Origin of the sequence: Mycolicibacterium sp. ND9-15, assembly GCF_035918395.1 — a bacterium.
In the GTDB taxonomy this organism is placed as follows: domain Bacteria; phylum Actinomycetota; class Actinomycetes; order Mycobacteriales; family Mycobacteriaceae; genus Mycobacterium.
Genome location: NZ_CP142362.1, coordinates 3,921,661 through 3,947,274 on the forward strand (window position 1 = coordinate 3,921,661; position 25,614 = coordinate 3,947,274).

Sequence of the window (25,614 nt, forward strand, 5' to 3'; positions counted from 1 at the left end):
GTCGCGCGTCAGTCAGTGCCGGACCCGTAGGGCCGAGTGATGATCTCGAGGTAGTGACCCGCCGGATCCTGGAAATAGACACCGCGACCGCCGTCGTTGTGGTTGATCTCGCCCGGGCGCGAACGCCGGGGATCGGCCCAGTGCGGCAGGCCGCGCTCCTGAATGCGTCCGTAAATCTGGGAGAACTCGTCCTCGGAGACCAGGAATGCGTAGTGCTGCGGGCGGATCTCCTCATCCGGACCGACCTGCGCGTAATCGAGGCTGGCGTCGTGCGCGAGCGCAACGGCCAGGAAGTGACCGAACTCTTCGGCCGGCGGCAGCCCGAACAACTCGGTGAAGAACCTCGCCGACTCCTCGCGGTCCTTCGCGGCAACGATGGTGTGGTTGAACGTGATGGCCATACCGATTCAGTCAACCACTGTCGGCGGCACGCCGACAACGTCCACGATGTAGGGGTGACGTTCGACTTCGGGGATCTCGAATATCCGGTCGTGGTGGCGCCGATGGCGGGCGGGCCGTCGACACCGCAACTGGCCGCCGCCGGCGCCAGCGCGGGAGGCCTCGGCTTCGTGCCGGCCGGCTATCTCGCCGTCGAGGTGTTCGCAGAGCGCCTCGGCGCGGCGCAGCGGCTGACATCCGGCCCGGTGGGCGCCAACCTGTTTGTCCCGCAGCCCAGTGCGGCCGTTCCCGACGCGATTGCGCGTTACGCCGACACGCTGTCCCGCGACGCACAGCGGTACGGCATCACGCTCGGCGAACCCCGTTTCGACGACGACGGCTGGGCCGGCAAGCTCGACGTCCTGCTCGACCTCAAGCCGGCGGTGGCATCATTCACCTTCGGTCTGCCGACCGCAGTGGAAATACAGCGGCTGCGGGCGGCCGGTATCGCCACGGTCGCCACCGTGACCACGGTGGCAGAAGCGCAGCAGGCGGTCGCGCGTGGTGTGGATACCGTGGCCGCGCAGGGCCCGGCGGCGGGTGGGCACCGCGGCACCTTCGATCCGGCCGCGCTGCCGTCGGACGTCCCGTTGGACACCCTGCTGGCGTCGTTGATCGCATCCGTCGACGTGCCCGTCGTCGCCGCCGGGGGCCTGATGACCGCCGAGGATGTCGCCCGAGTCCGCAGAGCGGGCGCGGTGGCCGCGCAACTCGGTACGGCCTTCTTGCTCGCCGACGAAGCAGGCAGCAGTGCCGTGCACCGCGCGGCGCTGCAAGACGAGGCGTTCACCGAAACCGCTGTGACGAAGGCGTTTTCCGGTCGCTACGCGCGCGGTCTGCACAATCGGTTCATCGACGAGCACGACGCCGAGGCGCCGTTCGGATACCCCGAGGTGCACTATCTGACCAGCCCGCTGCGAGCGGCAGCCGTCCGCGCGGGCGATCCGCAAGGGGTGAACGTGTGGGCAGGCACCGGTTTCCGCGAGGCAAGGACGGGTTCGGTCGCCGACATCATGCACACCCTTGCCTGACCTCACTTCGGAGCGGTCAACTCCAGCGCGATGTTGTCAGGGTCGCGGAACTCGAGGATGTAGGACGGACCGATGTCCTTGATGGGTTCGCGGGCGACACCGAGATTGTCGAGATGTCTTGCGGCCGAATCGAGTTGGTCCTTGCTTGGCAGGCGGAACGCGACATGGTCGAGACCGGTTCGATTCTCGTCGAAGCGGTCGGTGGCCGCGGGCCGCAAACCCACCAGCGTGCCGCCGAGGTCGTAGATCACGCCGCCGAACAGGAAGCTCAGCGCTTCGCGGGTGGCCGCATCGGCGCCCTCGGGTAGCTCGATGAGGACGCGCCAACCGAACACGGCTTCGTAGAACGCCCGCGACCGCTCGATATCGGTGACGGTCAGACGGATGTGTCCGATGGACGTAGTGGTGATCGCCATGGCCCTCATGTTGCCAGCCGTGCCAGAATCGCCGTCGTGCGAATCGGGATGACGATGCCGGTCATGGAAGCCCACCTTGATGCGGACACGCTCAAGGCATGGGCGCGGATGATCGACGACGGGCCGTTCTCCTCACTGTGCTGGGGTGAGCGCATCGCCTTCGGCAACCCGGACTCGCTCACGCTGCTCGGCGGACTCGCCGCGTGGACCGACCGGGTTCGGTTGGTGACGACGGTCGTGGTCCCGCAACTACACGATCCGGTGATGCTGGCCAAGGCGCTGGCCACCGGCGACATGCTCTGCGGAGGGCGGTTGACCGTCGGCCTCGGCGTCGGCGGCAGAGAAGAGGACTACCGTGCGGTCGCCGCGGACCCGGCCACGCAGACCATCAGAGGTATGGCCGAGCGCGTCGCGGTGATGCGACGAGTATGGGCAGGCGAGAAGGTCACCGAGTCCGTCCTCCCGGTGGGTCCGGCGCCTGTGCAGACCGGGGGGCCGATGTTGCTGGTCGGGACCATCGGTCCGAAGACGATTCGCAGCGCCGCCGGATGGGCGGACGGAGTGGCCGGCACGACGCTCGATCTCGACGCCGACCGACAGAACGAACTGTTCGACGTCGCCCGCACCGCGTGGGCGCAGGCGGGTAAGCCCGCGCCGCACCTCGCCACCTCGTTCTGGTTCGCGATCGGCGAGGGCGACGAACCACGCGTGCAGGTGCATCGGCATCTGCGGCGCTACATGAACTGGATACCCGCCGACGTCGTCGACGCGATGGCACCCACGACCGGCTGGGCGGGCAGTGAACAGGAGCTGCTCGACGTCTTGCACCGGTTTGAGGACATCGGCACCGACGAGATACACCTGATCCCAACAAGTTCGGACATCGACCAGGTGCGCAGGGCCGCCGAGGTCGTGAAGGAGTTCACTCCGTAGAGGTGCGGTGGCCGACGAACCCACAAGGGTGGCACGATGGGACTGTCGGGGAAGTCGTGAGCGCCCTGTCGCGTTGGACCAAAGCGTCAAGCGTCCTGTGCAGCGGCGGGGCAGACAGCCGAAAGGATTCACGATGACGATGACAACACTGAAGAAGATCGCAGCCGGATCCGTGATGGTCGGTGCGCTCGGGTTTACGTCAGTTGGACTTGGCGCAAGTCAAGCGGTCGCCGACGACCATTGGTGGTGGGATCCGCCGTCACCGGGGCATATCGCCCACATTCCTGGTGTCCCGCCGCCGGGGCATATCGCCCACATCCCTGGCGTCCCGCCACCGGGCCACTGGGACAAGCCCTGGAAGTGGTGGAGGTAGCGGGCACCTCTATAACTTGAGGTGGTGGCTGGTGTCGCCGACTTGGTCGACGAACATGGTGCGGGTGTCGAACCACCAGCGGCCGTCGATGCGGTGGAAGGTGTCGCGGTAGCGGCCGGTCACAATGACCTGCAGCGGCAGGTCGGGTGTGGCCTGCGTGACGCAGTAGTAAGCGCTGCTGCGTGCGGTTCCGGCCTCGTCGTCGACGTGCACCTTCACATTGGTGGTGAAGTGCCTGGTCTTGGGTGTGCCGTCGGCGTAGAGGCGCACCGCCATCTCGAACATCTGTCGGGCCCGAGTCGCCCCCTCGAACACCGTGTCGGGTGGGCCGTTTTCGACGGCGTGGATCCGGCCTTGCGCGAAGAGCGCCGCGACGCCGTCAAGGTCGCCGGCGTCGATCCGCTCGGCATAGGTGTAGACGAGGTTCTCGATCTCACGGGCGGCGTCGCTCATCGGCGGTAGACAACCAGCACCGATGTGTCATGTCAACGTGGGCGCATCGCTAGCCTCGGAGCGTGGCTACGAACTGGTCGCCGAGCCGGCTCGGCAATCTGAGCGGTAAGCGGATCATCGTCACCGGTGCGACCAACGGCGTCGGCCTCGCGACCGCGCGGGCGCTCGCGGGTGCGGGGGCCCACGTGATCCTCGCGGTCCGCAACCTCGAACTCGGCGCGCAACGTGCGGCGGAGATGGGTGGCGATACCTGCGTGGTCGAACTCGACCTCGCCGACCAGTCGTCGGTGCGGGCGTTTCCTGACCTTGTCGAGGGCGATGTCGACATCCTCATCAACAACGCGGGCCTGGTCGCCCAGCACCGACGCGAGACCGTGGACGGCTTCGAAATCACGCTCGGCACCAATTTTCTGGGGCCCTTCGCGCTGACCAACCTGCTGTTCGACCGGGTGCGGTCGAAGATCGTCAATGTCGGCTCAGATGCGCACAAGTCGGCGACGCTGAACTTCGACGATCCGCACCTGCGCTCGACCAAGTGGAAGGCGTTCCCGGCGTACGGGCGATCGAAGCTGGCGGTGATGCTGTGGGGCCTCGAACTCGACCGCCGATTACGCGAGGCCGGCTCGCCGATCACCAGCTTCCTGACCCATCCGGGTTGGGTGGCGTCGAACCTGTCCAACATCTCCGACAAGCCGGTGATGGCGGCGTTCCACTCGGTGGTCAAAGCGGCGGCCGGCGTGCTCGCCAACGACCTCGAGGCGGGCGCCGCGCCGACGCTGTACTGCATCACCGAGCCGATTCCCCCGGGCAGTTATGTCGGAGTCGACAGCAGGTACGGGCTGAAGGGCGCGCCGACCCTGAGCGGCCGCGCGGCCGTGGCGTGCGATTACGCGGACGCCAAGAAACTCTGGGAGTTCGCTGAGAAGGAAACCGGTACGAAACTGCCGGTGTAGTCAGCGGCGGGGCGCAGTTTGCGACGTCCACGTCCGGCCGTCGCGCCTACGCAGGCGGCGGCGGCGGAGACGTCGGGGTCGTCGACGTCGACTTTCCGGGAAGGTCCGGTAGAGAAGGGACATCTGGGGGAGACGACGACGGCGCATCCTGGCACGGACCTGCGGTGACCGGACCGGTGATGACTTCCCCTGGCTGCGGCATATAGCCCTGGGGTGGAATGTAGAACGGCTGGCCGTTCTTGCGGGCGCAGACGCCGACATCGCCCGGATCGGCGCTCGCGATCGGCACGCCCAGGACTGCGCTCGTAGCGACGGTCCCGATGACGAGGGCCCGGACAGCGGTGCCGATCGCAGACATTCGAGTCCTCCCCGTGGTGCACCCGCGCCCCCGAGACGCTTGCTGCACATAGTGTCAGCCCAGCGCACCGCATAGCAGAGGTTTGCCACTTTCAATGACCGTGGCGACGGGGATACCTGGATGCCCTACGCGCAGCAGCTTGGATCGAGTACGCGGCACAGTGCAATCAATGCATCGCGGTCTGGGCGGTGGAAGACGTTCATCCCGCGCCGCTCGGATTTCACCAGGCCAGCCTTACGGAGTTGCGAAAGATGATGGCTCACGGTCGATTCCGACAGTGCGACATCCGCCGCGAGATCGCCGCTGCACACTTCACCCTCGGCTGAGCTGAACAGCAGCGACACCAGTTTGACGCGCATCGGATCGGCCAGCGCCTTGAGGCGCAGCGCGATACCCAGCGCGGCGTCGTCATCGAGCGGGCCGGCTGCGACCGGCTCACAGCACACCGGAGCGGACATGTCGACGATGGGCAGTGTCTTGGGCATGGCTCGATGGTGCCAGCAATCTTGACATATATCAAAAAGGTGAGGCATCATCGGTTCGTCGTAGTTCGATATATCTCACACAGGTATGGAGGTCATCGTGTCCCGCGTCCAACTGGCCCTCAACGTCGACAACCTCGACAAGGCCGTCACGTTCTACTCCAAGCTGTTCAACACGGAGCCTGCCAAACTCAAAGAGGGTTACGCCAACTTCGCCATCGCCGAGCCGCCGCTCAAGCTCGTGCTGTTGGAAAACCCCGGAAGAGGCGGCAGCATCAACCACCTCGGGGTGGAAGTCGAATCCAGCGAGACGGTCCACGCCGAGATCGCGCGGCTTGCGGGGGAAGGACTTTTCACCGCCGAGGAGATCGGCACGACCTGCTGCTTCGCCAAACAAGACAAGGTATGGGTCAGCGGCCCGGCCGGCGAAAAATGGGAGGTCTACACCGTGCTGGCTGACTCCGAGACTTTCGGCAACGGCCCGCAGCGGCGCGACCCCGAAGCCGAAGACGAACTCTGCTGCGGCGCGACAGCGCGAGACGGCGAAGCGGCGAACTCTTGCTGTTAGCCGAGAAGCGGTCGACTAGGGAACGCGGGTTCGATAGCACACTTGCCCTCTAACCGGTTGATCCCATGCAGCACTTGCGTGCAATCGACCCCTTAGCGACATTATCGCGACGCGTGGGTCACCCGAGCCGCGGCCGCATAGGTCGCTGACCACATACTGGCTGGTGAGAGGCGGACCCGAGCCTGGTGCCCCCGGCAGGATTCGAACCTGCGGCCTTCTGCTCCGGAGGCAGACGCTCTATCCCCTGAGCTACGGGGGCGCACGAGAAGCGGCGCCGATGGGCCTGCACAGCCTAACGCATGTCGGTCCCCGGAAACGGATTCGGGGCTGACCACCGCAGACCCTAGGATGGACCCTCGTGACCCCCGCCGATCTGGCTGACTTGCTCAAGACCACCGCCACCGCGGTGCTTGCCGAGCATGGCCTCGACACGTCCGCGCTGCCGCAGACGGTCACCGTCGAACGCCCGCGCAACCCTGAGCACGGGGACTACGCCACCAACCTGGCGCTTCAGGTCGCGAAGAAGGTCGGCGCCAACCCGCGGGAACTGGCCGGCTGGCTGGCGGCGGCGCTGGCCGACACAGCCGGCATCGCCGCTGCGGACGTCGCCGGTCCGGGCTTCGTCAACCTGCGTATCGAGGCGTCGGCACAGAACGTCATCCTCATCGAGGTCTTGGCGGCCGGCGCAACCTACGGCCACTCGGAGGCCCTCGCCGGGCAGAACATCAACCTCGAGTTCGTCTCCGCCAACCCCACCGGGCCGATCCACATCGGCGGCACCCGGTGGGCCGCGGTCGGCGACGCGCTGGGCCGTCTGCTGTTCACTCAGGGCGCCGCGGTCACCCGCGAGTACTACTTCAATGACCACGGCGCGCAGATCGACCGGTTCACCAATTCGCTGATCGCCGCCGCCAAGGGCGACGCGACCCCCGACGACGGTTACGCAGGTGATTATGTCAAGGACATCGCCGCGCAGGTGCTTGCCAAGGAGCCCGATGCGCTGAGCCTCCCCGAGGACGTGATGCGCGAGACGTTTCGCGCCATCGGCGTCGACCTGATGTTCGCCCACATCAAAGAGTCTCTGCACGACTTCGGCACCGACTTCGACGTGTACACCCACGAAGAGTCGATGCACACCTCCGGACGTGTCGAACAAGCCATCGCCAGGCTCCGCGAGGCGGGCAGCATTTACGAAGAAGACGGCGCAGTCTGGTTGCGCACCACCGACTATGGCGACGACAAAGACCGCGTCGTCATCAAGAGCGACGGCGCCCCCGCCTACATCGCCGCGGACATCGCCTACTACCTCGACAAGCGCAAGCGCGGCTTTGACCTGTGCATCTACATGCTCGGTGCCGACCACCACGGCTACATCGCCCGGCTCAAGGCCGTGGCGGCCGCGCTGGGCGAGGACCCCGCCACGGTGGAGGTGCTCATCGGCCAAATGGTCAACTTGGTGCGCGACGGTCAGCCGGTCCGGATGAGCAAGCGGGCCGGCACGGTGATTACGCTCGACGACCTGGTCGAGGCCATCGGCGTCGACGCCGCACGATACTCGCTGATCCGGTCATCGGTTGACAGCGCGATCGACATCGACCTTGAACTCTGGTCATCGGCATCGAACGAAAACCCGGTCTACTACGTGCAATACGCGCACGCTCGGCTGTCCGCTCTGGCCCGCAACGCCGCCGAACTTAGCGTCGCGCCCAGCACCGAGAACCTGCGGTTGTTGGATCACGACAAGGAAGGCACGCTGGTCCGCAACCTCGGCGAGTTCCCTCGTGTGCTCAAAACCGCTGCGGCACTAAGGGAACCGCATCGCATCTCACGTTACCTCGAAGATCTGGCCGGTGACTACCACCGGTTCTACGATTCGTGCCGCGTGCTGCCTCAAGGCGACGAGACGCCGAACGAACTGCACAGCGCCCGCCTGGCACTGTGTCAGGCGACCCGGCAGGTGATCGCGAACGGCCTGGGCATCCTGGGTGTCAGCGCTCCGGAGCGCATGTGATCGCCCATCCCGCTGGCCCCCGGCATGCCGAGGAGCTACACCACGGTGCTGCTCCGCCGCGTCCGCAGTCACCGGCAGAGACCCTCCTATTGGCGCCGAATGTTTGGCCGCGCAACACACTTCGTGACGAGCGAGGGGTGGTGTCGATCGGCGGCGTGCCGGTCACCGACATCGCCGCGCAGTTCGGCACGCCGACTTTCGTGGTCGACGAAGACGATTTCCGGTCGCGCTGCCGCGAGATCGCAGCCGCGTTCGGCGGCGGCGAGAACGTGCACTATGCCGCCAAGGCGTTCCTGTGCGCCGAGGTGGCCCGTTGGATCGCCGAAGAGGGCCTCTCGCTCGATGTGGCCAGCGGCGGTGAGCTGGCCGTGGCCCTGCGCGGTGGCTTCCCCGCTGAGCGGATCGCGTTGCACGGCAACAACAAATCCGTCGACGAGTTGACGGCCGCGGTCAAGGCGGGTATCGAGCACGTGGTGGTCGACTCGGTGACCGAGATCGAGCGGCTTGACGCGATCGCCGGTGCAGCCGGAGTGGTGCAGGACGTCTTGGTCCGTGTCACCGTCGGGGTCGAAGCCCACACCCACGAATTCATCTCGACCGCGCATGAAGACCAGAAGTTCGGGCTCTCACTGGCCAGCGGTGCCGCGATGGATGCCGTCCGCCGGGTGTTCGAAGCTGACCACCTGCGCCTGGTGGGCCTGCACAGCCACATCGGATCACAGATCTTCGACGTCGCGGGTTTCGAACTCGCCGCACACCGCGTGATCGGTCTCCTGCGCGACGTGGTCGCCGAGTTCGGTCTCGAGAAGACGTCCCAGATGTCCATCGTCGACCTGGGCGGTGGCCTTGGCATCTCGTATCTGCCGCAGGACGATCCGCCTCCCGTCGCCGAGCTGGCGGCCAAGCTCAGCGCGATCGTGCGCGACGAGTCGGCCGCCGTCGGCCTACCCACGCCGCGGCTGGTGGTCGAACCGGGTCGGGCCATTGCGGGTCCCGGTACGATCACTCTCTATCAGGTCGGCACCGTCAAGGACGTTGCCGTGAGCCAGACCTCGAGCCGCCGCTACGTCAGCGTGGACGGGGGAATGAGCGACAACATCCGGACATCGCTCTACGGCGCGGAGTACGACGTGCGACTGATCTCGAGGGTGACCGATGCCGCGCCGGTGCTCGCTCGCATCGTCGGCAAGCATTGTGAGAGCGGCGACATCGTCGTACGAGACACCTGGCTGCCCGATGACGTCGAGCCTGGCGATCTGTTGGGAGTCGCGGCTACCGGCGCCTACTGCTATTCGATGTCGAGCCGTTACAACATGATTGGCCGACCCGCCGTGGTGGCCGTGCGCGATGCGCGGGCCCGCCTGATCTTGCGCCGGGAGACGGTCGACGATCTGCTGAGTCTGGAAGTGAGGTAGCGATGGCTGATCCCGAAAAGCCCATCGGCGTAGCCGTTCTCGGTTTGGGAAACGTCGGAGGTCAGGTCGTGCGCATCATCGAGGAGAGCGCGGATGACCTGGCCGCCCGGATCGGCGCCCCATTGGTGCTCCGCGGTGTCGGCGTCCGTCGGGTGGCCGACGACCGTGGGGTTCCCGTCGACCTGCTCACCGACGACGTCGAAGAACTCGTCTCGCGTGATGATGTCGACATCGTCGTCGAGTTGATGGGACCCGTGGAACCGGCGCGCAAGGCCATCCTGGCGGCGCTGGAACAGGGCAAGTCCGTGGTCACCGCCAACAAGGCGTTGATGGCCGTGTCGACGGGTGAATTGGCCCAGGCGGCCGAAACCGCCCGCGTTGACCTCTATTTCGAAGCTGCGGTGGCCGGCGCGATCCCCGTCATCCGTCCGCTGACCCAGTCGCTGGCGGGGGACTCGGTGATCCGCGTGGCGGGCATTGTCAACGGCACCACCAACTACATCCTCTCGGAAATGGACAGCACGGGCGCCGACTACACCAGTGCGCTGGCCGACGCCAGCGCTCTTGGTTACGCCGAGGCCGACCCGACCGCGGACGTCGAGGGAGACGACGCCGCGGCGAAGGCTGCGATTCTGGCTTCGATCGCCTTTCACACCCGGGTGACGGCCGACGACGTCTACCGCGAGGGCATCACGAAGGTCAGCACCGCCGATTTCGAATCCGCCAAGGCGCTGGGCTGCACCATCAAGCTGCTGGCCATCTGCGAACGGCTCACCGGTGACGAGGGGCAGCAACGGGTTTCGGCCCGGGTGTACCCAGCGCTGGTGCCGCTGAGCCATCCGCTCGCCACCGTCAACGGCGCCTTCAACGCGGTGGTTGTCGAGGCGGAAGCCGCCGGTCGTCTGATGTTTTACGGACAAGGAGCCGGCGGCGCGCCGACGGCGTCGGCGGTGATGGGCGATCTTGTGATGGCGGCCCGCAACCGGGTTCAGGGCGGCCGCGGGCCGCGCGAGTCGAAGTATGCCAAGCTCCCGATCGCGCCGATCGGCTTCATCCCGACCCGCTACTACGTGAACATGAACGTCGCCGATCGGACTGGCGTGTTGTCTGCTGTGGCAGCAGAATTCGGAAAGCGCGACGTCAGCATCGCCGAGGTGCGCCAGGAGGGCATGGTCGACGAAAGCGGTAACCCTAGCGGCGCGCGCCTCGTCGTGGTGACGCATCAGGCTACCGACGCGGCGCTCTCGGAAACGGTGGCGGCGTTGGCGGATCTCGATGTGGTGCAAAGCATCAACAGCGTGCTCCGCATGGAAGGAACCGACGAATGAGAAGCGATGAGTCGCTTGCGGTGCACCAGCCTTGGCCGGGTCTGATCGCCGCATACCGCGATCGCCTTCCAGTCGAGGACGGTTGGAGGCCGATCACGCTCCGCGAGGGCGGAACTCCGCTGCTGCCCGCGCAGCGGCTGTCCGAACTAACCGGTTGCACAGTGCATCTGAAGGTGGAGGGACTGAACCCGACCGGGTCCTTCAAGGACCGAGGCATGACCATGGCAGTGACGGAAGCGGTGGCGCGCGGCCAGCAGGCGGTGCTGTGCGCCTCGACGGGAAACACGTCGGCATCGGCCGCGGCCTATGCGGCCAGGGCGGGTATCACCTGTGCGGTGCTGGTGCCTCAGGGCAAGATTGCAATGGGCAAGCTGGCGCAGGCAGTCATGCACGGAGCCAAGATCATCCAGATCGACGGCAACTTCGACGACTGCCTCGAACTGGCTCGTAAGCTCACCGCCGACTTCCCGACGGTGTCGCTCGTCAACTCCGTCAACCCGTACCGCATCGAAGGGCAGAAGACCGCGGCCTTCGAGATCGTCGATGCGTTGGGCGCCGCGCCCGACGTGCACTCCCTGCCAGTGGGTAACGCGGGCAACATCACCGCCTACTGGAAGGGCTACACCGAGTACCACCGCGATGGAATCTCGGATCGTCTTCCGCGCATGCTGGGAACCCAAGCGGCCGGTGCGGCGCCGCTCGTGCTCGGCGAACCCGTCAGCAATCCGGAAACCGTTGCGACCGCGATCAGGATCGGCTCGCCTGCGTCGTGGGCGACGGCCGTAGAGGCGCAGCAGCAGTCCGACGGTCGGTTCCTGGCGGCCACCGACGATGAGATCCTCTCGGCCTATCACCTGGTCGCGCAGACCGAGGGCGTGTTCGTCGAGCCTGCATCAGCGGCCAGCATCGCGGGTCTGCTCAAGTCGATCGAGGAGGGCTGGGTGGCCAAGGGTTCGACCGTCGTGTGCACCGTGACGGGCAACGGACTCAAGGACCCCGATACCGCATTGAAGGGTATGCCGTCGGTCATCGCGGTACCGGTGGACCCGGTGGCCGTAGTCGAGCAGTTGGGGCTGGGATAGCCGGTGACTCGAGTACTGCCGCCTGGGCTGAGAGCCACCTCCGTGGTGGCCGCATCCAGTGCGAACCTCGGTCCGGGTTTCGACAGCCTGGGCATCGCCTTGAGTCTGTACGACGAGATCGTCATCGAGACAACCGGTTCCGGTCTCACGGTCGAAGTCGAGGGCGAGGGTGCGGGTCACCTGCCGCTGGACGAAACGCATCTGGTGGTGCGGGCGGTCCGCCGAGGTTTGCAGGCGGTGTCGGTCAGTGCCTCCGGCATGATTGTGCGGTGCCGCAACGACATTCCGCACTCGCGTGGGCTGGGATCGTCGGCCGCGGCCGTGGTTGGTGGGCTATCCGTCGTCAACGGCCTTGCAGTACAGGTCGGTTCACCGCCGCTGCCGCAGCGCGACCTCGTTCAGTTGGCCTCGGAGTTCGAAGGTCATCCCGACAACGCCTCGGCGGCGGTGTTGGGTGGGGGTGTGGTGGCGTGGACCGAGGGCGACGACCCGGCGCCTCGGTACGAGGCCGCGTCGATCCGGGTGCATCCCGACATCCACCTGTTCATCGCGATCCCGGACGAGCGTTCGTCGACCGCCGAGACACGCGTGCTGCTGCCGGAGAAAGTCAGCCATTCGGATGCGCGGTTCAACGTGAGCCGGGCGGCGTTGATGGTGGTCGCGCTCACTCAGAGACCGGACCTGCTGATGGCGGCCAGCGAGGATGTGCTGCATCAGCCACAGCGCGCGGCCGCGATGCCGGCCTCCGCGGAATACCTACAGGTGTTGCGACGTTGTGGCGTACCAGCGGTATTGTCCGGGGCGGGTCCCTCTGTGCTCGCACTGAGCACTTCACCGGAATTGCCCGATGAAGCAGCGGAGTACGGCACCGCGAACGGGTTCACCGTGCGGAGGATGACCGTTGGCGACGGCGTCCAGTGGGCGCCCGGCGTGGTCATCCAAACCGGATAGGGCCGCGGAGAAGCGATCACAGGATCAACACGACACACGTGTCTTTGTTGCGTCCCGTCGCAATGCGGGATATTCTCGCTGTCGTCCGGCAATTGCAGCGTCTCTACCTGCGCCGACACTAGGACACCACTCATTTCCCTCTGGGGCTACTCGTGGATTGACGGTTCGCCGCACACCGGTGAGACCCGGCCATCACCGTTGCAGGGGCAATGGTGGAGCTTATGCGTTCAGTGGATCAACTGATCGCACCGAATCCCCGCACTCCGTTCTGCGAGGGAAAGAAAGGAAATCCGTGACTGAAACGGACCTCATCACGGCCGGCGGCAGCAGCGACATCGGCGCGTTGCCGGATACCGTGAGTTCAGATACTTCGAGTTCTGCGGCGGCAGACGAGCCGACGGCCACGCCCACCGCAGAGACCGCGCCAACCGCCGACGTCGCGTCCGGTAACCGCGCCGGCTCACTGTCGACCATGGTGCTGCCGGAGCTGCGTGCTCTGGCCAAGGAGATCGGCGTCGAGGGCGCATCCGGGATGCGGAAGAGCGAACTGGTCGCAGCGATCCGCGAACGCCGCGGCGAGTCGAACGGCCGCAGCCAGGTGTCCGCCGCCGGCGAGACGAAAACCGCCGAACCTGCGAAGGATGCTCCGAAAACCGAGTCGGACGCCGAGAGCGACGACCGAGGCTCGAATGCGGACGCAGAGCAGCAACCCCGCCGTCGCGAGCGCCGCGGCGCGTCGCGCGGGACGGGCGCGCCGGATTCCTCCGGTGGCCAGCCCGACGCTCAGGACGACAAGTCCGGCGCCCCGCAGAAGGACCAGTCCAAGTCGGATGCCAGGTCCGACGGCGATCAGCAGCAAGGCGACCAGCAGGGCGGCCAGAACCGCGGCAACGCTGGCGACGACGACGGCGAGGGCCGTGGCGGCCGCCGGGGTCGCCGCTACCGCGACCGCAGGCGCCGTGAGCGCGGCGGCGAGGGCGGCGGTGACCGCGACACCGAACTCCGCGAGGACGACGTCGTCCAGCCCGTCGCGGGCATTCTCGATGTGCTCGACAACTACGCGTTCGTCCGCACCTCCGGCTATCTAGCCGGCCCGAATGACGTGTACGTCTCCATGAACATGGTGCGCAAGAACGGCTTGCGCCGCGGCGACGCGGTGACGGGCGCGGTGCGGGTGCCCAAAGAAGGTGAAGGCGGCGGCCAGAATCCGCGGCAGAAGTTCAATCCGCTGGTCCGGCTCGACACGGTCAACGGCAAGCCGGTCGAGGAGGCCAAAAAGCGCCCGGACTTCAACAAGCTCACCCCGCTCTACCCGAATCAGCGGCTTCGCCTGGAGACGACGCCCGAGCGACTCACCACGCGCGTCATCGACCTGATCATGCCGATCGGCAAGGGTCAGCGCGCGCTGATCGTGTCACCGCCGAAGGCCGGTAAGACCACGATCCTTCAGGACATCGCGAACGCGATCACCACGAACAACCCGGAATGCCATCTGATGGTGGTGCTCGTCGACGAGCGTCCGGAAGAGGTGACCGACATGCAGCGCTCGGTCAAGGGCGAAGTCATCGCCTCGACCTTCGACCGGCCGCCGTCCGATCACACCCAGGCCGCCGAGCTCGCGATCGAGCGCGCCAAGCGCCTGGTCGAACAGGGCAAGGACGTCGTCGTGCTGCTGGACTCGATCACCCGGTTGGGCCGCGCGTACAACAACGCGTCACCGGCGTCGGGGCGCATCCTGTCCGGTGGTGTCGACTCGACCGCGCTGTACCCGCCGAAGCGGTTCCTCGGGGCGGCCCGCAACATCGAAGAGGGTGGCTCGCTGACCATCGTCGCCACCGCCATGGTGGAAACCGGGTCCACCGGCGACACCGTGATCTTCGAGGAGTTCAAGGGCACCGGCAACGCCGAGCTCAAACTCGACCGCAAGATCGCCGAGCGACGCGTCTTCCCGGCCGTCGACGTCAACCCGTCGGGCACCCGTAAGGACGAGTTGTTGCTCGGCCCGGACGAGTTCGCGGTCGTACACAAGCTGCGTCGGGTGCTGTCGGGTCTCGACCCACATCAGGCCATCGACCTGTTGATGAGCCAGTTGCGCAAGACCAAGAACAACTACGAGTTCCTGGTGCAGGTCTCCAAGACCGCTCCGGGTTCGGCGGACGTCGACTGACCGGTGATTTCGGTGCTCAATCGGTCGCTCAGCGATCGGTAGCGCACCGAAACCACCTCAGCGATAGGGGTCGGTGATCTCGCGCAGCGCCACCAGCGCGTCGCGCATCTGCGTGTGCCTGCGCTCACCGAGGAACTCTCGCCACTCGTTCTCGACCCTGGCTATCGCGGCTCCAGCCGCCCGGCACACCGCACTGCCCTTCTCACTCAGCGTGACGAGCCTGGCGCGCGCATCGGGCGGCTCCGGAGTGCGCACCACATAGCCGGCGCGTTCCAGTTGGTCGACCAGCGCGCCCGCGGCACGGCGATTTCGGCGCGGATTCAGTCGCTCACCGATCGTTAGGGCACCGAGATCACACGACGGCGGGGTCGGTACGCAAGCCCGGCATGACGTAGCGGCGCAGGTGTCGCAGCACCGCGTCGCCGTCGCTGGGGTCCAGCATCGTGCCCGGCACGGTGGCAAGCGAAATGAGCACGCGGGCAAGCCATTCCGATGCCTCTGCGATGTCGGCGTCGGGATGGACCTCGCCGGATTCGCGCGCCGCGACCAAGTATCGCGACCAGAAGTCGGCCAGGTCGGGCACCAGTCCCTGCACGCCGGCGCCGGCGCAAGCGGCGAACTCCTCAGGCTCGTCGACGCGCAGCTTCATCAGCAAGGCGCCCGGGTCGTCATAGGCGGTGCGGCCGTGGACGACGCCGACCGCGAGTTGTCGGTCGAAGCCCTCGACGCGCTCGAGAATCGCGTGCGCCTCCGACCAGTACGCGTCGTTCAGCCGGACGATAGCCGCACCCAGAAGCGACACCTTGTCGGGAAAGTGGCGGTAGAGCCAGCCGCGGGAAACACCGGCCACCTCCGCGACCTCCGACACGGTCGTCGAGCGGATTCCTTTGGCGCGCAGGCAGGTTTCGGCGGCGTCGATCAGGCGATCGCGAACATTATTGGTGGCGGTGTCGCTCGTCACCGGATGGGCTCCTCGGTTAATCTCGCCCTCAAGCGGGCCGATCGGAGCATTGTGCCATGGTAGACACAATCCGAAATCTGTTCACGGTCGAGAGGTGAGCCATGGCGGACACACTCCAGCAGTTGCTCAACGAGCGCGCCGACCGCGACACCGTTGCGGTCAGGCACGGAGACCGCACATGGACCTACCGCCAGTACGTCGCCGAGGCGAAGACGCAGGCCGCTGCCCTTATCGGAGCCGCCGACCCGAACCATGCCCTGCACGTCGGCATGCTGTTGGGAAACACCCCGGACATGCTGATCGCACTCGCGGCGGGCGCCCTGGGTGGCTATGTGGTGTGCGGCATCAACACCACGCGCCGCGGCGAAGCCCTGGCGGGTGACATCGCCAAGGTGGACTGTCAATTCCTGATCACCGACGCAGAGCATCGACCGCTGCTCGACGGCCTGGACCTGTCGGGCGTCACGGTGTTCGACACGTCCAGCACGGGCTGGACCGACTTCCTGGCCACCGCGACGGCATTCGTCCCGTACCGGGAAGCCGCCGTCGACGACACGTTCATGATGATCTTCACGTCCGGAACCAGCGGCGACCCGAAGGCAGTCCAGGTCGCCCACCTGATGGTGTTGTTCGCCGGCAACGCGCTGGTCGAGAGGTTCGAAATCACCGACCAGGACGTCTGTTACCTCTCGATGCCGATGTTTCATTCCAACGCCGTGGTGGGCGGGTGGGCGCCCGCGCTCGTCGCCGGTGCCGCGATGGTGCCGGCCAAGTTCTCCGCGTCCGGCTTTCTCGCCGACATCCGACGTCACGGCGTGACGTACATGAACTACGTCGGCAAACCGCTGGCGTACGTGCTGGCGACGCCGGAGCAGCCCGACGATCGCGACAACCCGCTGCGAGTCGCGTTCGGAAACGAGGCCACCGACCGGGACATCGAGGAGTTCGGCAGGCGCTTCGGGGTGACCGTCGACGACGGGTTCGGCTCGACGGAGAACGCCGTGATCATCACCCGCACCCCGGACACGCCGAAAGGGTCTATCGGACAAGGGTTCCCGGGTGTTGCGATCTACAACAGCGAGACGGTGACCGAGTGTCCGGTGGCGGAGTTCGACGAGAACGGGGCGCTGAGCAACGCGGACGCCGCGGTGGGGGAACTGGTCAACACCGACGGCAGCGGACTGTTCCGGGGCTACTACAACGACAGCGAGGCGACCGACGAGCGGATGCGCCATGGCATGTACTGGACGGGGGACTTGGCCTACCGCGACGCCGACGGCTACATCTATCTGGCCGGGCGCACTGCGGACTGGATGCGGGTCGACGGTGAGAACCTCGCGACGGCGCCCATCGAGCGGATCCTGCTCCGGCTGCCGGCGGTCAACCGTGTCGCGGTCTATCCGGTCCCCGATGAACTCGTCGGCGATCAGGTGATGGCGGCTCTCGTGCTGCAAGACGACGCCGATCTCGATCCGGAGACGTTCGAGCAGTTCCTGGCCGCTCAGCGTGACCTCTCGCCGAAGGCGTGGCCGCGGCACGTGTGGATCGCCGACGACCTGCCCAGCACCGCCACCAACAAAATTCTCAAGCGTGAGTTGGTCGCGCGAGGAACCACACCGGATGGCAGAAAGCTCTGGCGCCGCGACGGCGGCAAGTTCCACCCCAACCCGTAGTGCCGTTCGCGTATTGAAGGCGGAATACCCGGGGCTGCGCACGCGTTTGGGCACTTGGCGGTTGAGCTGGCATAATGGACCGCCGACGCTGAAGTTCCGGTTCACGCCCGTCACCTCCAGCACGGAGGGGCGACCCGGGGCCACGATTCGAAGAGGACACCATGAAAACGGGTATTCACCCCGATTACGTCGAGACCACCGTGCACTGCGGCTGCGGTAACACGTTCACCACGCGGAGCACGAAGCAGAGCGGACAGATTCACGTCGAGGTCTGCTCTCAGTGCCACCCCTTCTACACCGGTAAGCAGAAGATCCTCGACAGCGGCGGCCGCGTGGCCCGCTTCGAGAAGCGCTACGGCAAGCGCAAGACCGACAAGAACGCCACGGACAAGTAGCTTTCTTCCCGGCGCCCGATCTGCCGCATCAGCGGCCAGGCCGGGCGCCGGTTTGCGTTCGCGGGAAAGAGAGGAGGTCGGGATGACGGACACCGCTCGCGCCGAATTCCCGGCTCAGCCGGGCGGAGCAATCGATGCGGTGCTTGCCGAGCATGCCGACCTCGAACGGCAGCTCAGCGATCCGAACCTGCATGCCGACGCCGCCCATGCCCGCAAAGTCGGCAGGCGCTTCGCCCAGGTGTCGCCGATCGTCGCGACCTACCGCAAACTGGAAGCCGCTCGCGGTGATCTGGAGGCCGCACGGGAGTTGGCGGCCGACGACACGTCGTTCGTCGCCGAGGTGGACGAGCTGACCGGCACCGTCGAACGGCTCGACACCCAGTTGACCGACCTGCTGGCGCCCCGTGACTCGCACGACGCCGACGACATCGTGCTCGAGGTCAAGTCGGGGGAGGGCGGTGAGGAGTCCGCGCTGTTCGCCGCCGATCTGGCCAGGATGTACATCCGCTATGCCGAGCGGCACGGGTGGGCCGTCACCGTGCTAGACGAGACCTTCTCGGACCTGGGCGGCTACAAAGAGGCCACGCTGTCCATCCGCAGCAAGGGAGACTCGGCCGACGGGGTCTGGTCGCGGCTGAAGTTCGAGGGCGGCGTGCACCGGGTGCAGCGGGTGCCCGTCACGGAGTCGCAGGGCCGGGTGCACACCTCGGCGGCCGGCGTGCTCGTCTACCCGGAGCCAGAGGAAGTCGAAGAGGTGCAGATCGACGAATCGGATCTGCGTATCGACGTCTACCGGTCGTCGGGCAAGGGCGGCCAGGGCGTCAACACCACCGACTCCGCGGTGCGCATCACCCACCTGCCCACGGGCATCGTCGTCACCTGTCAAAACGAGCGGTCTCAGTTACAGAACAAGGCCCGCGCGATGCAGGTGCTCGCGGCACGCCTGCAGTCGCTGGCCGAGGAGCAGGCGCAGGCCGACGCGTCGGCCGACCGGGCCAGCCAGATCCGCACGGTGGACCGTAGCGAGCGCATCCGCACATACAACTTCCCGGAGAACCGGATCGCCGACCACCGGATCAACTTCAAAGCACACAACCTCGACCAGGTGCTCGACGGCGACCTCGACGACCTGTTCGACGCCCTTGCCGCCGCCGACAAGCAAGCGCGACTGCAGAGAACATGACCCGGCTTGGCCAGATGATCGACGCGGCGGCGGCGGCGCTGGCGAAGGCCGGTGTCGCAGCGCCGCGCGTCGACGCCGAACTGTTGGCCGCCCACGCCACGGGCACCGATCGCGGACGCGTCAGGTTCGTCGAGGCCGGCCCCGGTTTCGCAGAGCACTACGACGAACTCGTCGCCCGACGCGCCCGACGGGTACCGCTGCAGCACTTGTTGGGCACCGCACCATTCGGTTCGGTCGACGTACACGTCGGTCCCGGGGTCTTCATCCCCCGCCCCGAAACCGAGGCGCTGCTGGAATGGGCGCTGGCACAACGGTTGCCCGACGCACCGGTGATCGTCGACCTGTGCACGGGCAGCGGTGCGCTGGCGCTCGCGTTGTCGAGGAACTGGCCCCACGCCCGCATCATCGCCGTCGACGACTCCGAGTCGGCCCTCGAGTACGCGCGGCACAACCTCGCCAACACCCGCGCCGAACTCGTGAATGCCGACGTCACCGAACCCGGCCTGCTGCCGGAACTCGACGGCTCGGTCGACCTCATCGTCGCCAACCCGCCGTACATCCCCGACGGTGCGCAACTGGAACCCGAAGTGGCCGAACATGACCCGGCACACGCGTTGTTCGGCGGACCGGACGGGATGCGGGTGATCGACGCGATCGCCGGGATCGCAGCGAGGTGGCTGCGCAGCGATGGCCGCACCGCCGTCGAGCACGACGACACGACGTCGGAGCGGACCGTCGAGCGCTTCCGCCGGACCGCGCAATTTCGCGACGTCCGCGCTCGACGCGACCTCGCCGGGCGGCCACGGTTCGTGACGGCACGGAGGGTCTGATGAGAGCCGAAGGCGACGACGAGCGAGGGGGAGGCCGAGGCATGACCCAGCTGTTCGACTGTTCCGATGCCGAACAGCGCGCAACCGGTATCGCGTCGGCGATGAGCGCGCTCAAGGGTGGCCGTCTGGTCGTCCTGCCGACCGACACCGTCTACGGCATCGCCGCCGACGCGTTCGACGGCGAAGCCGTCGCTGCCCTGCTGGCGGCCAAGGGACGTGGCCGCGACATGCCGGTTCCCGTCCTCGTCGGCTCATGGCACACGATCGAAGGCCTGGTGTACAACGTTCCGGACACCGCACGCGAGCTCATCCGCGCGTTCTGGCCGGGCGCGCTGAGCCTGGTGGTGCGCCAGGCGCCGTCGCTGCAATGGGACCTCGGCGATGCGCAGGGCACCGTGATGCTGCGCATGCCGTTGCATCCGGTTGCCATCGAACTGCTGCGGGGCGTCGGCCCGATGGCGGTCTCGAGTGCCAACGTCTCTGGACGACCCGCAGCGGTGACCGCACAGGAGGCGCGCGAGCAACTCGGCGAGCAGGTGGAGGTTTATCTCGACGCCGGGCCGTCACAGCAGCAGGCGGCGTCGACGATCGTGGACCTGACCGGTGCGCACCCGCGGGTGCTGCGCCAGGGCCCGGTGACCGTCGAGGCGATCGCCACCGTGCTCGGTGTTGAACCCACGACTTTGACGGACTGATAGTGACTTTCGTGCAGTACGGTTCACCGGTGGTCTATGCCGCCGACACGTTGCTGGCACTCAGTGACCGCGGTGCGGGCGTACCGATTCGGGAGCTCGCACTCGTCGGGCTGACCGCTGCGATCATCACCTATTTCGCGACCGGGTGGGTCAGGGTGCTGGCGCGCCGGCTGGGAGCGGTCGCGATCCCGCGCGACCGGGATGTGCACTCGCAACCGATCCCGCGGATGGGCGGTCTTGCCATGTACATCGGCGTCGCGTTCGCCGTGCTCCTGGCGTCCCAGTTGCCGGCGCTGACGCGGGGCTTCGTGTATTCGACCGGCATGCCAGCCGTGGTGGTGGCCGGCGGCCTGATCATGATCGTCGGGTTGATCGACGACCGCTGGGGCCTGGACTCCTTGACCAAGTTCGCCGGGCAGATCACCGCCGCGAGTGTCCTCGTCACCATGGGGGTCGCGTGGAGCGTGCTCTACATCCCGATCGGCGGTGTCGGCACCATCGTGCTCGACCAGGTGTCGTCGATCCTCCTGACGTTGGCGCTGACGGTGTCGATCGTCAATGCGATGAATTTCATCGACGGACTCGACGGCCTCGCTGCCGGTCTGGGGCTGATCACCGCGTCGGCAATCTGCATCTTCTCGGTCGGACTGTTGCGTGACCATGGCGGCGACGTGCTGTTCTACCCGCCCGCCGTGATCTCGGTGGTGCTTGCGGGCGTCTGTCTCGGCTTCCTGCCGCACAACTTCCATCCCGCCAAGATCTTCATGGGCGATTCCGGTTCGATGCTGATCGGCTTGATGTTGGCGGCGGCGGCCACCACCGCTGCCGGGCCCATCTCGCAAACCGCGTACGGGGTGCGCGACGTGTTTGCGTTGCTCTCACCCTTCCTGCTGGTGGTGGCGGTCATGTTCGTGCCGGCACTCGACACTTTGCTTGCGATCATCCGGCGCACCCGAGCGGGCGTTCACTTCACCACGCCGGACAAGATGCACCTGCACCACCGGTTGCTTCAGATCGGCCATTCGCACCGGCGCGTGGTGTTGGTCATCTATCTGTGGGTGAGCATCGTCTGCTTCGGCGCCGCCAGCACGATCTTCTTCGATCCGCGCTACAGCGGGGCAGTGATGCTGGCCGCGATTCTGGTCGCCGTCGTAGTGACGCTCATCCCTCTTCTGCGCCGGCGAAACGGCCAGTTGCAGGCAATGTACGACGAAAAGTAGTAGGCCGATTTTAGGCCTCCCACCATGTGTTAGGGTGCAGTCAGAACCCGAAAAAACCTCGCGGGTTGCCGGCCCCGGGCCGTCGGTGAATTACCGATCGGAACGGAACTACGACCGACAAAGGGAGCTGCCCCGTGGGTGATTCCAGCGAGCCAACCGCCCTCCGTTACGCTCAGGGCGCCACGCACGCTAATCATCGGGGCAGCCACCGTGACCGCGGATTGAGGTGAAGTTGTGACGACGCCCGCGCAAGACGCGCCGTTGGTGTTGCCATCGGTTGCCTTCCGGCCGGTGCGCCTCTCGATGATCTGCATCGCGTTGGCCGCGGCGGCGACCGCGGGAACCGCTCTACTCGGTCACGCGATGGTTGGAATCTTCTTCGGTATCGGCTTGGGACTCGGCTTACTCAACGCAGTACTGGTACGACGATCCGCGCTCAGGATCACCGCCGACGCTCACCCGCTGAAGAGCAAGATGGCCGTGAACTCGGCCGTCCGCTTGATGTTCCTCACGGTGATCGGCCTGACGATCGCGTTCTTGTTCCGGCCCGAGGGTCTGGGTGTGGTCTTCGGAATGGCAATCTTTCAAATGCTGCTCGTGTTCTCGACCGCGCTGCCCGTTGCCCGAAAGCTTCGGGCCGGCAGCCCGACTGACACTGACGGATCCCAAGGGGAGGCCACACGGGAATGACAGGACTCGATGCCGCCGTTACGACACCGGTGACGATCCTCGCCGCCGATTCCGGTATCCACGTCGGCACCCACACCGAGGCCAACTGGTTCGGGCTGACAGTCAACACCGACACGATTCTGTCCGCGTCGATCGCCGCGGTGATCGTTCTGGGGCTGGCGTTCTACCTGCGCGCGAAGGTCACCTCGAGTGGTGTCCCCAGCGGAGTGCAGTTGTTTTGGGAAGCGATCACCGTCCAGGTTCGCAACCAGGTTGAGTCCGCGATCGGTATCAGAGTCGCACCGTTCGTGGTGCCCCTGGCAGTGACGCTGTTCGTGTACATCCTGATCGCGAACTGGCTGTCGGTCTTCCCGTGGCAATACTCCAACGAGACCGGTATCCACGAGTTCCTCAAGCCCGCTGCTTCTGACATCAACTTCGTGCTGGCGCTGGGCCTGTTCGTCTTCATCTGCTATCACCTCGCGGGATTCTGGCGCCGAGGGGTTCTTGGCCACCCCATCAAACTGCTCAAGGGACACGTGGCGTTCCTCGCACCGATCAACCTCGTCGAGGAACTCGCCAAGCCAGTTTCGTTGTCACTCCGACTTTTCGGCAATGTGTTCGCCGGCGGCATCATGGTCACGATCATCGCCCTGTTCCCGGCCTACATCATGTGGGCGCCGAACGCGCTGTGGAAGTCGTTCGAATTGTTCATCGGCGCCATCCAGGCATTCATCTTTGCGCTGCTGACCATTCTGTACTTCGGCCAGTCGATGGAGCTGGACGAAGAACACCACTGACCAAAGCGGAAATGCTCGACAAACCACCTGGTAGGACTGCTACCAGATATCAAGGAGGATAAGGAATGGATCCCACAATCGCTGCCGGAGCGCTCATTGGCGGTGGACTTCTTCTCGGTGGCGGTGCTATCGGTGCCGCGATCGGTGACGGCGTCGTCGGTAGCGCGCTGGTCAACGGCGTGGCCCGGCAGCCGGAGGCTCAGGGCAGGTTGTTCGTCCCGTTCTTCATCACGGTCGGTCTGGTGGAGGCCATGTACTTCATCAACCTGGCATTCATGGCGCTGTTCGTGTTCGCCACCCCGGTCGGGGGTTAAAGCCGGCCATGGCTGACCCGAACGTCGTTCTGTTGGCGGTGGAGGAAGGCGGCCAGAGCAACTTCCTCATCCCCAACGGCACCTTCATCTTCGTGCTGCTGATCTTCCTGATCGTGCTCGGAGTGATCGCCAAGTGGGTCGTGCCACCGATTTCCAGGGTGCTGCACGAACGCGAAGCCATGGTGCACAAGACGGCCGAGGACAATCGACGGGCGACCCAGTTGAGCGCCGCCGCCGATGCCGACACCCGTGAGGTGATGGCGACCGCACGCCGCGAGGCGACGGATGTCCGCGAGGAGGCCCGCGCCGAGGGACGCCAGATCGTCGAGGAGGCGCGGACGCGTGCGCAGGCAGAGGTATCGGGTCTGCTCCAACAGGCCAACGAGGAGCTGACGCAACAGTCGCTGGCGTTGCGGACCGACCTTCAATCGTCGGTCGAACGGTTGTCGGCCAATCTTGCAAGCCGGGTGCTCGGGGTCGATGTGACGACTCGTACAGTGCCGGTTTCGACAGGGCAGGGACGGTAGCCGCATGTCGACATTCATCGGACAGCTGATCGGTTTCGCGTTGATCGTCTTCCTGGTGGTGCGATACGTCGTGCCGCTGATACGGCAGATGATGGACACCCAGAAGGAAGCCGTTCGTAGGCAGCTCGAGGAGCACGCCGAGGCCGAGAAGAAGGTGGCCGACGCCGATACCGAGCACGCGAAAGCGGTGGAATCAGCGAAGGCCGAAGCTGCGGAGGTGATCGAAGAGGCTCGTCGTGATGCCGATAAAATCGCCGAGCAACTCCGTGCCCAGGCCGACCTGGAGTTGGAGCGGATCAAGTTGCAAGGCGCCCAGCAGATTCAACTGCTGCGCCAGCAGCTCGTCCGCGAGCTTCGGCAGAGCCTCGGCGCGGAGTCGGTGCAGCGGGCGGGAAACATCGTGCGCGACTTCGTGTCCGATCGCTCCGAACAGTCCGCGACCGTTGACCGCTTCCTCGCCGAACTCGACGAGATGGCTCCGTCGACCACGACGTTCACAGATGTTGTCACGGCCAAACTCGGTGCCGCCAGCCGCGAGTCGCTGTCTGAACTCGTCGAACGGTTCGACGGCATTGTTTCCGGTCTCGACGCCGACGCGCTGACCGGGTTGGCGAACGATCTGGCGTCTTCGACGACGCTGTTACGCGGCGAGGCCGTGCTGTCCAGGCACCTGGCCGACCCGTCGAGCACCGCCGACCTCAGAGTTCGGCTCGTCGAGCGACTGTTTTCCGGCCAGGTCTCGGACGCTGCGCTTGAGATCCTCAAAACCGCTGTCTCGCAGCGTTGGTCGACCACATCGGATCTGATCCACGCCCTCCAGCACATCGCCAGGTTGGCATTGCTGGTGCGCGCCGAGGCCGAAGGTCAGATCGAGGACGTCGAGGACCAGCTGTTCAGGTTCAGCCGCATCCTCGATTCTGAGCCGCGGCTGATCTCGCTGCTCAGCCAGTACACCGCGCCCCTGGATGGTCGAATCGGCCTGCTGAACAACGTGCTCGGCCGTCGGGCGAGCAAGACCACTGCGGATCTGCTCCGCCAGACGCTCGGCCTGTTGCACGGCGAGCGCGCCGACGAAGCCGTACGCGAACTCGCGAACCTGGCCGTTTCCCGGCGCGGAGAGATCGTCGCGGAGGTTCGGGCCGCCGCCGAACTCAGCGGCGCCCAGAACGAGCGGCTCACCGAACTGCTCACCCGTATCTACGGCCGTCCGGTGTCGACTCAGCTCGACGTCGATCCCGCGCTGCTCGGCGGATTGACCATCGCCGTCGGCGACGAGGTGATCGATGGTTCGCTGGCGTCCAAGCTGGCGGCGGCCGAGACCCATCTACCCGACTGACCCGACCACAAACCAAGACCACACGAAGTAGGAAGACGAAGAGCCACCGATG

General features: G+C 66.1%; 29 protein-coding genes and 1 tRNA gene. 22 read left to right on the plus strand and 8 right to left on the minus strand.

Features of this window, described 5'->3' with window-relative positions:
- Window positions 1-8: 8 nt before the first annotated feature.
- Window positions 9-401: a VOC family protein gene (locus QGN32_RS18700; protein WP_326545786.1), complete on the minus strand. Its 393-nt coding sequence runs from the start codon at window positions 399-401 to the stop codon at window positions 9-11.
- Window positions 402-455: 54 nt separating this feature from the next.
- On the opposite strand from QGN32_RS18700, the gene QGN32_RS18705 reads away from it, so the two are divergent.
- Complete coding sequence (locus tag QGN32_RS18705) at window positions 456-1,469, plus strand: nitronate monooxygenase (protein ID WP_326545787.1); 1,014 nt, start codon at window positions 456-458, stop codon at window positions 1,467-1,469.
- Between the two features lie 2 nt (window positions 1,470-1,471).
- Here the strand turns inward: QGN32_RS18705 and QGN32_RS18710 are convergent, their stop codons facing one another.
- On the minus strand, window positions 1,472-1,885 hold the full coding sequence (locus tag QGN32_RS18710) for a VOC family protein (protein WP_326545788.1): 414 nt from the start codon (window positions 1,883-1,885) through the stop codon (window positions 1,472-1,474).
- A gap of 48 nt (window positions 1,886-1,933) precedes the next feature.
- Between QGN32_RS18710 and QGN32_RS18715 the strand changes: the two genes are divergently transcribed.
- Window positions 1,934-2,818 (plus strand): LLM class flavin-dependent oxidoreductase, encoded by an 885-nt coding sequence (locus tag QGN32_RS18715; RefSeq protein WP_326549147.1) that lies wholly within the window; start codon window positions 1,934-1,936, stop codon window positions 2,816-2,818.
- Window positions 2,819-2,951: 133 nt separating this feature from the next.
- Window positions 2,952-3,191, plus strand: coding sequence for a hypothetical protein (locus tag QGN32_RS18720; protein ID WP_326545789.1), 240 nt, complete (start codon window positions 2,952-2,954; stop codon window positions 3,189-3,191).
- A gap of 9 nt (window positions 3,192-3,200) precedes the next feature.
- Here the strand turns inward: QGN32_RS18720 and QGN32_RS18725 are convergent, their stop codons facing one another.
- Entirely contained in the window at window positions 3,201-3,644 is a 444-nt protein-coding gene (locus tag QGN32_RS18725; RefSeq protein WP_326545790.1) for a nuclear transport factor 2 family protein, read from the minus strand.
- A gap of 62 nt (window positions 3,645-3,706) precedes the next feature.
- Between QGN32_RS18725 and QGN32_RS18730 the strand changes: the two genes are divergently transcribed.
- Complete coding sequence (locus QGN32_RS18730; protein ID WP_326545791.1) at window positions 3,707-4,597, plus strand: SDR family NAD(P)-dependent oxidoreductase; 891 nt, start codon at window positions 3,707-3,709, stop codon at window positions 4,595-4,597.
- A gap of 46 nt (window positions 4,598-4,643) precedes the next feature.
- Here QGN32_RS18730 and QGN32_RS18735 read toward each other — a convergent pair whose 3' ends face one another.
- Together QGN32_RS18735 and QGN32_RS18740 are read right to left on the minus strand one after the other, a co-directional pair.
- Window positions 4,644-4,955 (minus strand): hypothetical protein, encoded by a 312-nt coding sequence (locus QGN32_RS18735; RefSeq protein ID WP_326545792.1) that lies wholly within the window; start codon window positions 4,953-4,955, stop codon window positions 4,644-4,646.
- Window positions 4,956-5,080: 125 nt separating this feature from the next.
- The gene (locus QGN32_RS18740) at window positions 5,081-5,440 is read right to left on the minus strand and encodes an Rv2640c family ArsR-like transcriptional regulator (RefSeq protein ID WP_326545793.1); all 360 of its coding nucleotides are present in this window, start codon (window positions 5,438-5,440) and stop codon (window positions 5,081-5,083) included.
- Between the two features lie 97 nt (window positions 5,441-5,537).
- Here QGN32_RS18740 and QGN32_RS18745 point away from each other — a divergent pair, with 97 nt between their 5' ends.
- Window positions 5,538-6,005 carry an ArsI/CadI family heavy metal resistance metalloenzyme gene (locus tag QGN32_RS18745; RefSeq protein WP_326545794.1) on the plus strand — a complete coding sequence of 156 codons (468 nt, stop codon included), beginning with the start codon at window positions 5,538-5,540 and terminating at the stop codon, window positions 6,003-6,005.
- Between the two features lie 183 nt (window positions 6,006-6,188).
- Here the strand turns inward: QGN32_RS18745 and QGN32_RS18750 are convergent.
- A tRNA-Arg gene (locus tag QGN32_RS18750) sits at window positions 6,189-6,264 on the minus strand.
- A 99-nt stretch (window positions 6,265-6,363) separates the two neighbouring features.
- On the opposite strand from QGN32_RS18750, the gene argS reads away from it, so the two are divergent.
- The 6 genes from argS (at window position 6,364) to rho (ending at window position 14,959) form a co-directional block, all read left to right on the plus strand.
- Window positions 6,364-8,016: an arginine--tRNA ligase gene (gene argS / locus QGN32_RS18755; protein ID WP_326545795.1), complete on the plus strand. Its 1,653-nt coding sequence runs from the start codon at window positions 6,364-6,366 to the stop codon at window positions 8,014-8,016.
- Window positions 8,013-9,431, plus strand: a complete 1,419-nt coding sequence (lysA, locus tag QGN32_RS18760; RefSeq protein WP_326545796.1) for a diaminopimelate decarboxylase — start codon at window positions 8,013-8,015, stop codon at window positions 9,429-9,431. Before argS ends, lysA begins: the two co-directional genes overlap by 4 nt.
- A 2-nt stretch (window positions 9,432-9,433) precedes the next feature.
- Window positions 9,434-10,759: a homoserine dehydrogenase gene (locus QGN32_RS18765; protein WP_326545797.1), complete on the plus strand. Its 1,326-nt coding sequence runs from the start codon at window positions 9,434-9,436 to the stop codon at window positions 10,757-10,759.
- The gene (gene thrC / locus QGN32_RS18770; RefSeq protein WP_326545798.1) at window positions 10,756-11,841 is read left to right on the plus strand and encodes a threonine synthase; all 1,086 of its coding nucleotides are present in this window, start codon (window positions 10,756-10,758) and stop codon (window positions 11,839-11,841) included. The genes QGN32_RS18765 and thrC overlap by 4 nt, the downstream gene beginning before the upstream one ends.
- Before the next feature lie 3 nt (window positions 11,842-11,844).
- A complete protein-coding gene (gene thrB / locus QGN32_RS18775; RefSeq protein WP_326545799.1) occupies window positions 11,845-12,792 on the plus strand; it encodes a homoserine kinase in 948 nt (315 codons plus the stop codon).
- 292 nt (window positions 12,793-13,084) lie between these two features.
- Window positions 13,085-14,959 carry a transcription termination factor Rho gene (gene rho, locus QGN32_RS18780; protein WP_326545800.1) on the plus strand — a complete coding sequence of 625 codons (1,875 nt, stop codon included), beginning with the start codon at window positions 13,085-13,087 and terminating at the stop codon, window positions 14,957-14,959.
- Between the two features lie 57 nt (window positions 14,960-15,016).
- Here rho and QGN32_RS18785 read toward each other — a convergent pair whose 3' ends face one another.
- The gene (locus tag QGN32_RS18785) at window positions 15,017-15,214 is read right to left on the minus strand and encodes a winged helix DNA-binding protein (protein ID WP_326545801.1); all 198 of its coding nucleotides are present in this window, start codon (window positions 15,212-15,214) and stop codon (window positions 15,017-15,019) included.
- A gap of 97 nt (window positions 15,215-15,311) precedes the next feature.
- A complete protein-coding gene (locus QGN32_RS18790) occupies window positions 15,312-15,920 on the minus strand; it encodes a TetR/AcrR family transcriptional regulator (protein WP_326545802.1) in 609 nt (202 codons plus the stop codon).
- A gap of 101 nt (window positions 15,921-16,021) precedes the next feature.
- Here QGN32_RS18790 and fadD1 point away from each other — a divergent pair, with 101 nt between their 5' ends.
- The 11 genes from fadD1 (at window position 16,022) to QGN32_RS18845 (ending at window position 25,562) form a co-directional block, all read left to right on the plus strand.
- The gene (gene fadD1, locus QGN32_RS18795) at window positions 16,022-17,593 is read left to right on the plus strand and encodes a fatty-acid--CoA ligase FadD1 (protein WP_326545803.1); all 1,572 of its coding nucleotides are present in this window, start codon (window positions 16,022-16,024) and stop codon (window positions 17,591-17,593) included.
- Window positions 17,594-17,754: 161 nt separating this feature from the next.
- Window positions 17,755-17,988 (plus strand): 50S ribosomal protein L31, encoded by a 234-nt coding sequence (gene rpmE / locus QGN32_RS18800; RefSeq protein ID WP_326545804.1) that lies wholly within the window; start codon window positions 17,755-17,757, stop codon window positions 17,986-17,988.
- Between the two features lie 82 nt (window positions 17,989-18,070).
- Entirely contained in the window at window positions 18,071-19,171 is a 1,101-nt protein-coding gene (prfA, locus tag QGN32_RS18805; RefSeq protein ID WP_326545805.1) for a peptide chain release factor 1, read from the plus strand.
- Entirely contained in the window at window positions 19,168-20,001 is an 834-nt protein-coding gene (gene prmC / locus QGN32_RS18810; RefSeq protein ID WP_326545806.1) for a peptide chain release factor N(5)-glutamine methyltransferase, read from the plus strand. Before prfA ends, prmC begins: the two co-directional genes overlap by 4 nt.
- A 41-nt stretch (window positions 20,002-20,042) precedes the next feature.
- Window positions 20,043-20,696, plus strand: coding sequence for an L-threonylcarbamoyladenylate synthase (locus QGN32_RS18815; RefSeq protein WP_326545807.1), 654 nt, complete (start codon window positions 20,043-20,045; stop codon window positions 20,694-20,696).
- An 11-nt stretch (window positions 20,697-20,707) separates the two neighbouring features.
- Window positions 20,708-21,916 carry a glycosyltransferase family 4 protein gene (locus tag QGN32_RS18820; RefSeq protein ID WP_326549148.1) on the plus strand — a complete coding sequence of 403 codons (1,209 nt, stop codon included), beginning with the start codon at window positions 20,708-20,710 and terminating at the stop codon, window positions 21,914-21,916.
- A 234-nt stretch (window positions 21,917-22,150) separates the two neighbouring features.
- Entirely contained in the window at window positions 22,151-22,606 is a 456-nt protein-coding gene (locus QGN32_RS18825; RefSeq protein WP_326545808.1) for an ATP synthase subunit I, read from the plus strand.
- Window positions 22,603-23,385, plus strand: coding sequence for a F0F1 ATP synthase subunit A (gene atpB, locus QGN32_RS18830; RefSeq protein ID WP_326545809.1), 783 nt, complete (start codon window positions 22,603-22,605; stop codon window positions 23,383-23,385). Before QGN32_RS18825 ends, atpB begins: the two co-directional genes overlap by 4 nt.
- Before the next feature lie 65 nt (window positions 23,386-23,450).
- Entirely contained in the window at window positions 23,451-23,699 is a 249-nt protein-coding gene (locus QGN32_RS18835) for a F0F1 ATP synthase subunit C (RefSeq protein WP_064347125.1), read from the plus strand.
- An 8-nt stretch (window positions 23,700-23,707) separates the two neighbouring features.
- Window positions 23,708-24,226 (plus strand): F0F1 ATP synthase subunit B, encoded by a 519-nt coding sequence (locus tag QGN32_RS18840; protein ID WP_326545810.1) that lies wholly within the window; start codon window positions 23,708-23,710, stop codon window positions 24,224-24,226.
- Window positions 24,227-24,230: 4 nt separating this feature from the next.
- Entirely contained in the window at window positions 24,231-25,562 is a 1,332-nt protein-coding gene (locus tag QGN32_RS18845; protein ID WP_326545811.1) for a F0F1 ATP synthase subunit B/delta, read from the plus strand.
- Window positions 25,563-25,614: the final 52 nt, after the last annotated feature.

What these genes read in the sequence shown, in the direction of transcription:
- QGN32_RS18765 (WP_326545797.1), top strand. Translation starts at nt 9,434, where the DNA reads ATGGCTGATCCCGAAAAGCCCATCGGCGTAGCCGTTCTCGGTTTGGGA.
- QGN32_RS18735 (WP_326545792.1), bottom strand. Translation starts at nt 4,955, where the DNA reads ATGTCTGCGATCGGCACCGCTGTCCGGGCCCTCGTCATCGGGACCGTC.
- QGN32_RS18835 (WP_064347125.1), top strand. Translation starts at nt 23,451, where the DNA reads ATGGATCCCACAATCGCTGCCGGAGCGCTCATTGGCGGTGGACTTCTT.
- QGN32_RS18720 (WP_326545789.1), top strand. Translation starts at nt 2,952, where the DNA reads ATGACGATGACAACACTGAAGAAGATCGCAGCCGGATCCGTGATGGTC.
- QGN32_RS18700 (WP_326545786.1), bottom strand. Translation starts at nt 401, where the DNA reads ATGGCCATCACGTTCAACCACACCATCGTTGCCGCGAAGGACCGCGAG.
- QGN32_RS18740 (WP_326545793.1), bottom strand. Translation starts at nt 5,440, where the DNA reads ATGCCCAAGACACTGCCCATCGTCGACATGTCCGCTCCGGTGTGCTGT.
- rpmE (WP_326545804.1), top strand. Translation starts at nt 17,755, where the DNA reads ATGAAAACGGGTATTCACCCCGATTACGTCGAGACCACCGTGCACTGC.
- prfA (WP_326545805.1), top strand. Translation starts at nt 18,071, where the DNA reads ATGACGGACACCGCTCGCGCCGAATTCCCGGCTCAGCCGGGCGGAGCA.
- QGN32_RS18715 (WP_326549147.1), top strand. Translation starts at nt 1,934, where the DNA reads ATGACGATGCCGGTCATGGAAGCCCACCTTGATGCGGACACGCTCAAG.
- QGN32_RS18725 (WP_326545790.1), bottom strand. Translation starts at nt 3,644, where the DNA reads ATGAGCGACGCCGCCCGTGAGATCGAGAACCTCGTCTACACCTATGCC.
- thrC (WP_326545798.1), top strand. Translation starts at nt 10,756, where the DNA reads ATGAGAAGCGATGAGTCGCTTGCGGTGCACCAGCCTTGGCCGGGTCTG.
- atpB (WP_326545809.1), top strand. Translation starts at nt 22,603, where the DNA reads ATGACAGGACTCGATGCCGCCGTTACGACACCGGTGACGATCCTCGCC.
- fadD1 (WP_326545803.1), top strand. Translation starts at nt 16,022, where the DNA reads ATGGCGGACACACTCCAGCAGTTGCTCAACGAGCGCGCCGACCGCGAC.
- prmC (WP_326545806.1), top strand. Translation starts at nt 19,168, where the DNA reads ATGACCCGGCTTGGCCAGATGATCGACGCGGCGGCGGCGGCGCTGGCG.
- QGN32_RS18815 (WP_326545807.1), top strand. Translation starts at nt 20,043, where the DNA reads ATGACCCAGCTGTTCGACTGTTCCGATGCCGAACAGCGCGCAACCGGT.
- QGN32_RS18840 (WP_326545810.1), top strand. Translation starts at nt 23,708, where the DNA reads ATGGCTGACCCGAACGTCGTTCTGTTGGCGGTGGAGGAAGGCGGCCAG.
- QGN32_RS18710 (WP_326545788.1), bottom strand. Translation starts at nt 1,885, where the DNA reads ATGGCGATCACCACTACGTCCATCGGACACATCCGTCTGACCGTCACC.
- QGN32_RS18845 (WP_326545811.1), top strand. Translation starts at nt 24,231, where the DNA reads ATGTCGACATTCATCGGACAGCTGATCGGTTTCGCGTTGATCGTCTTC.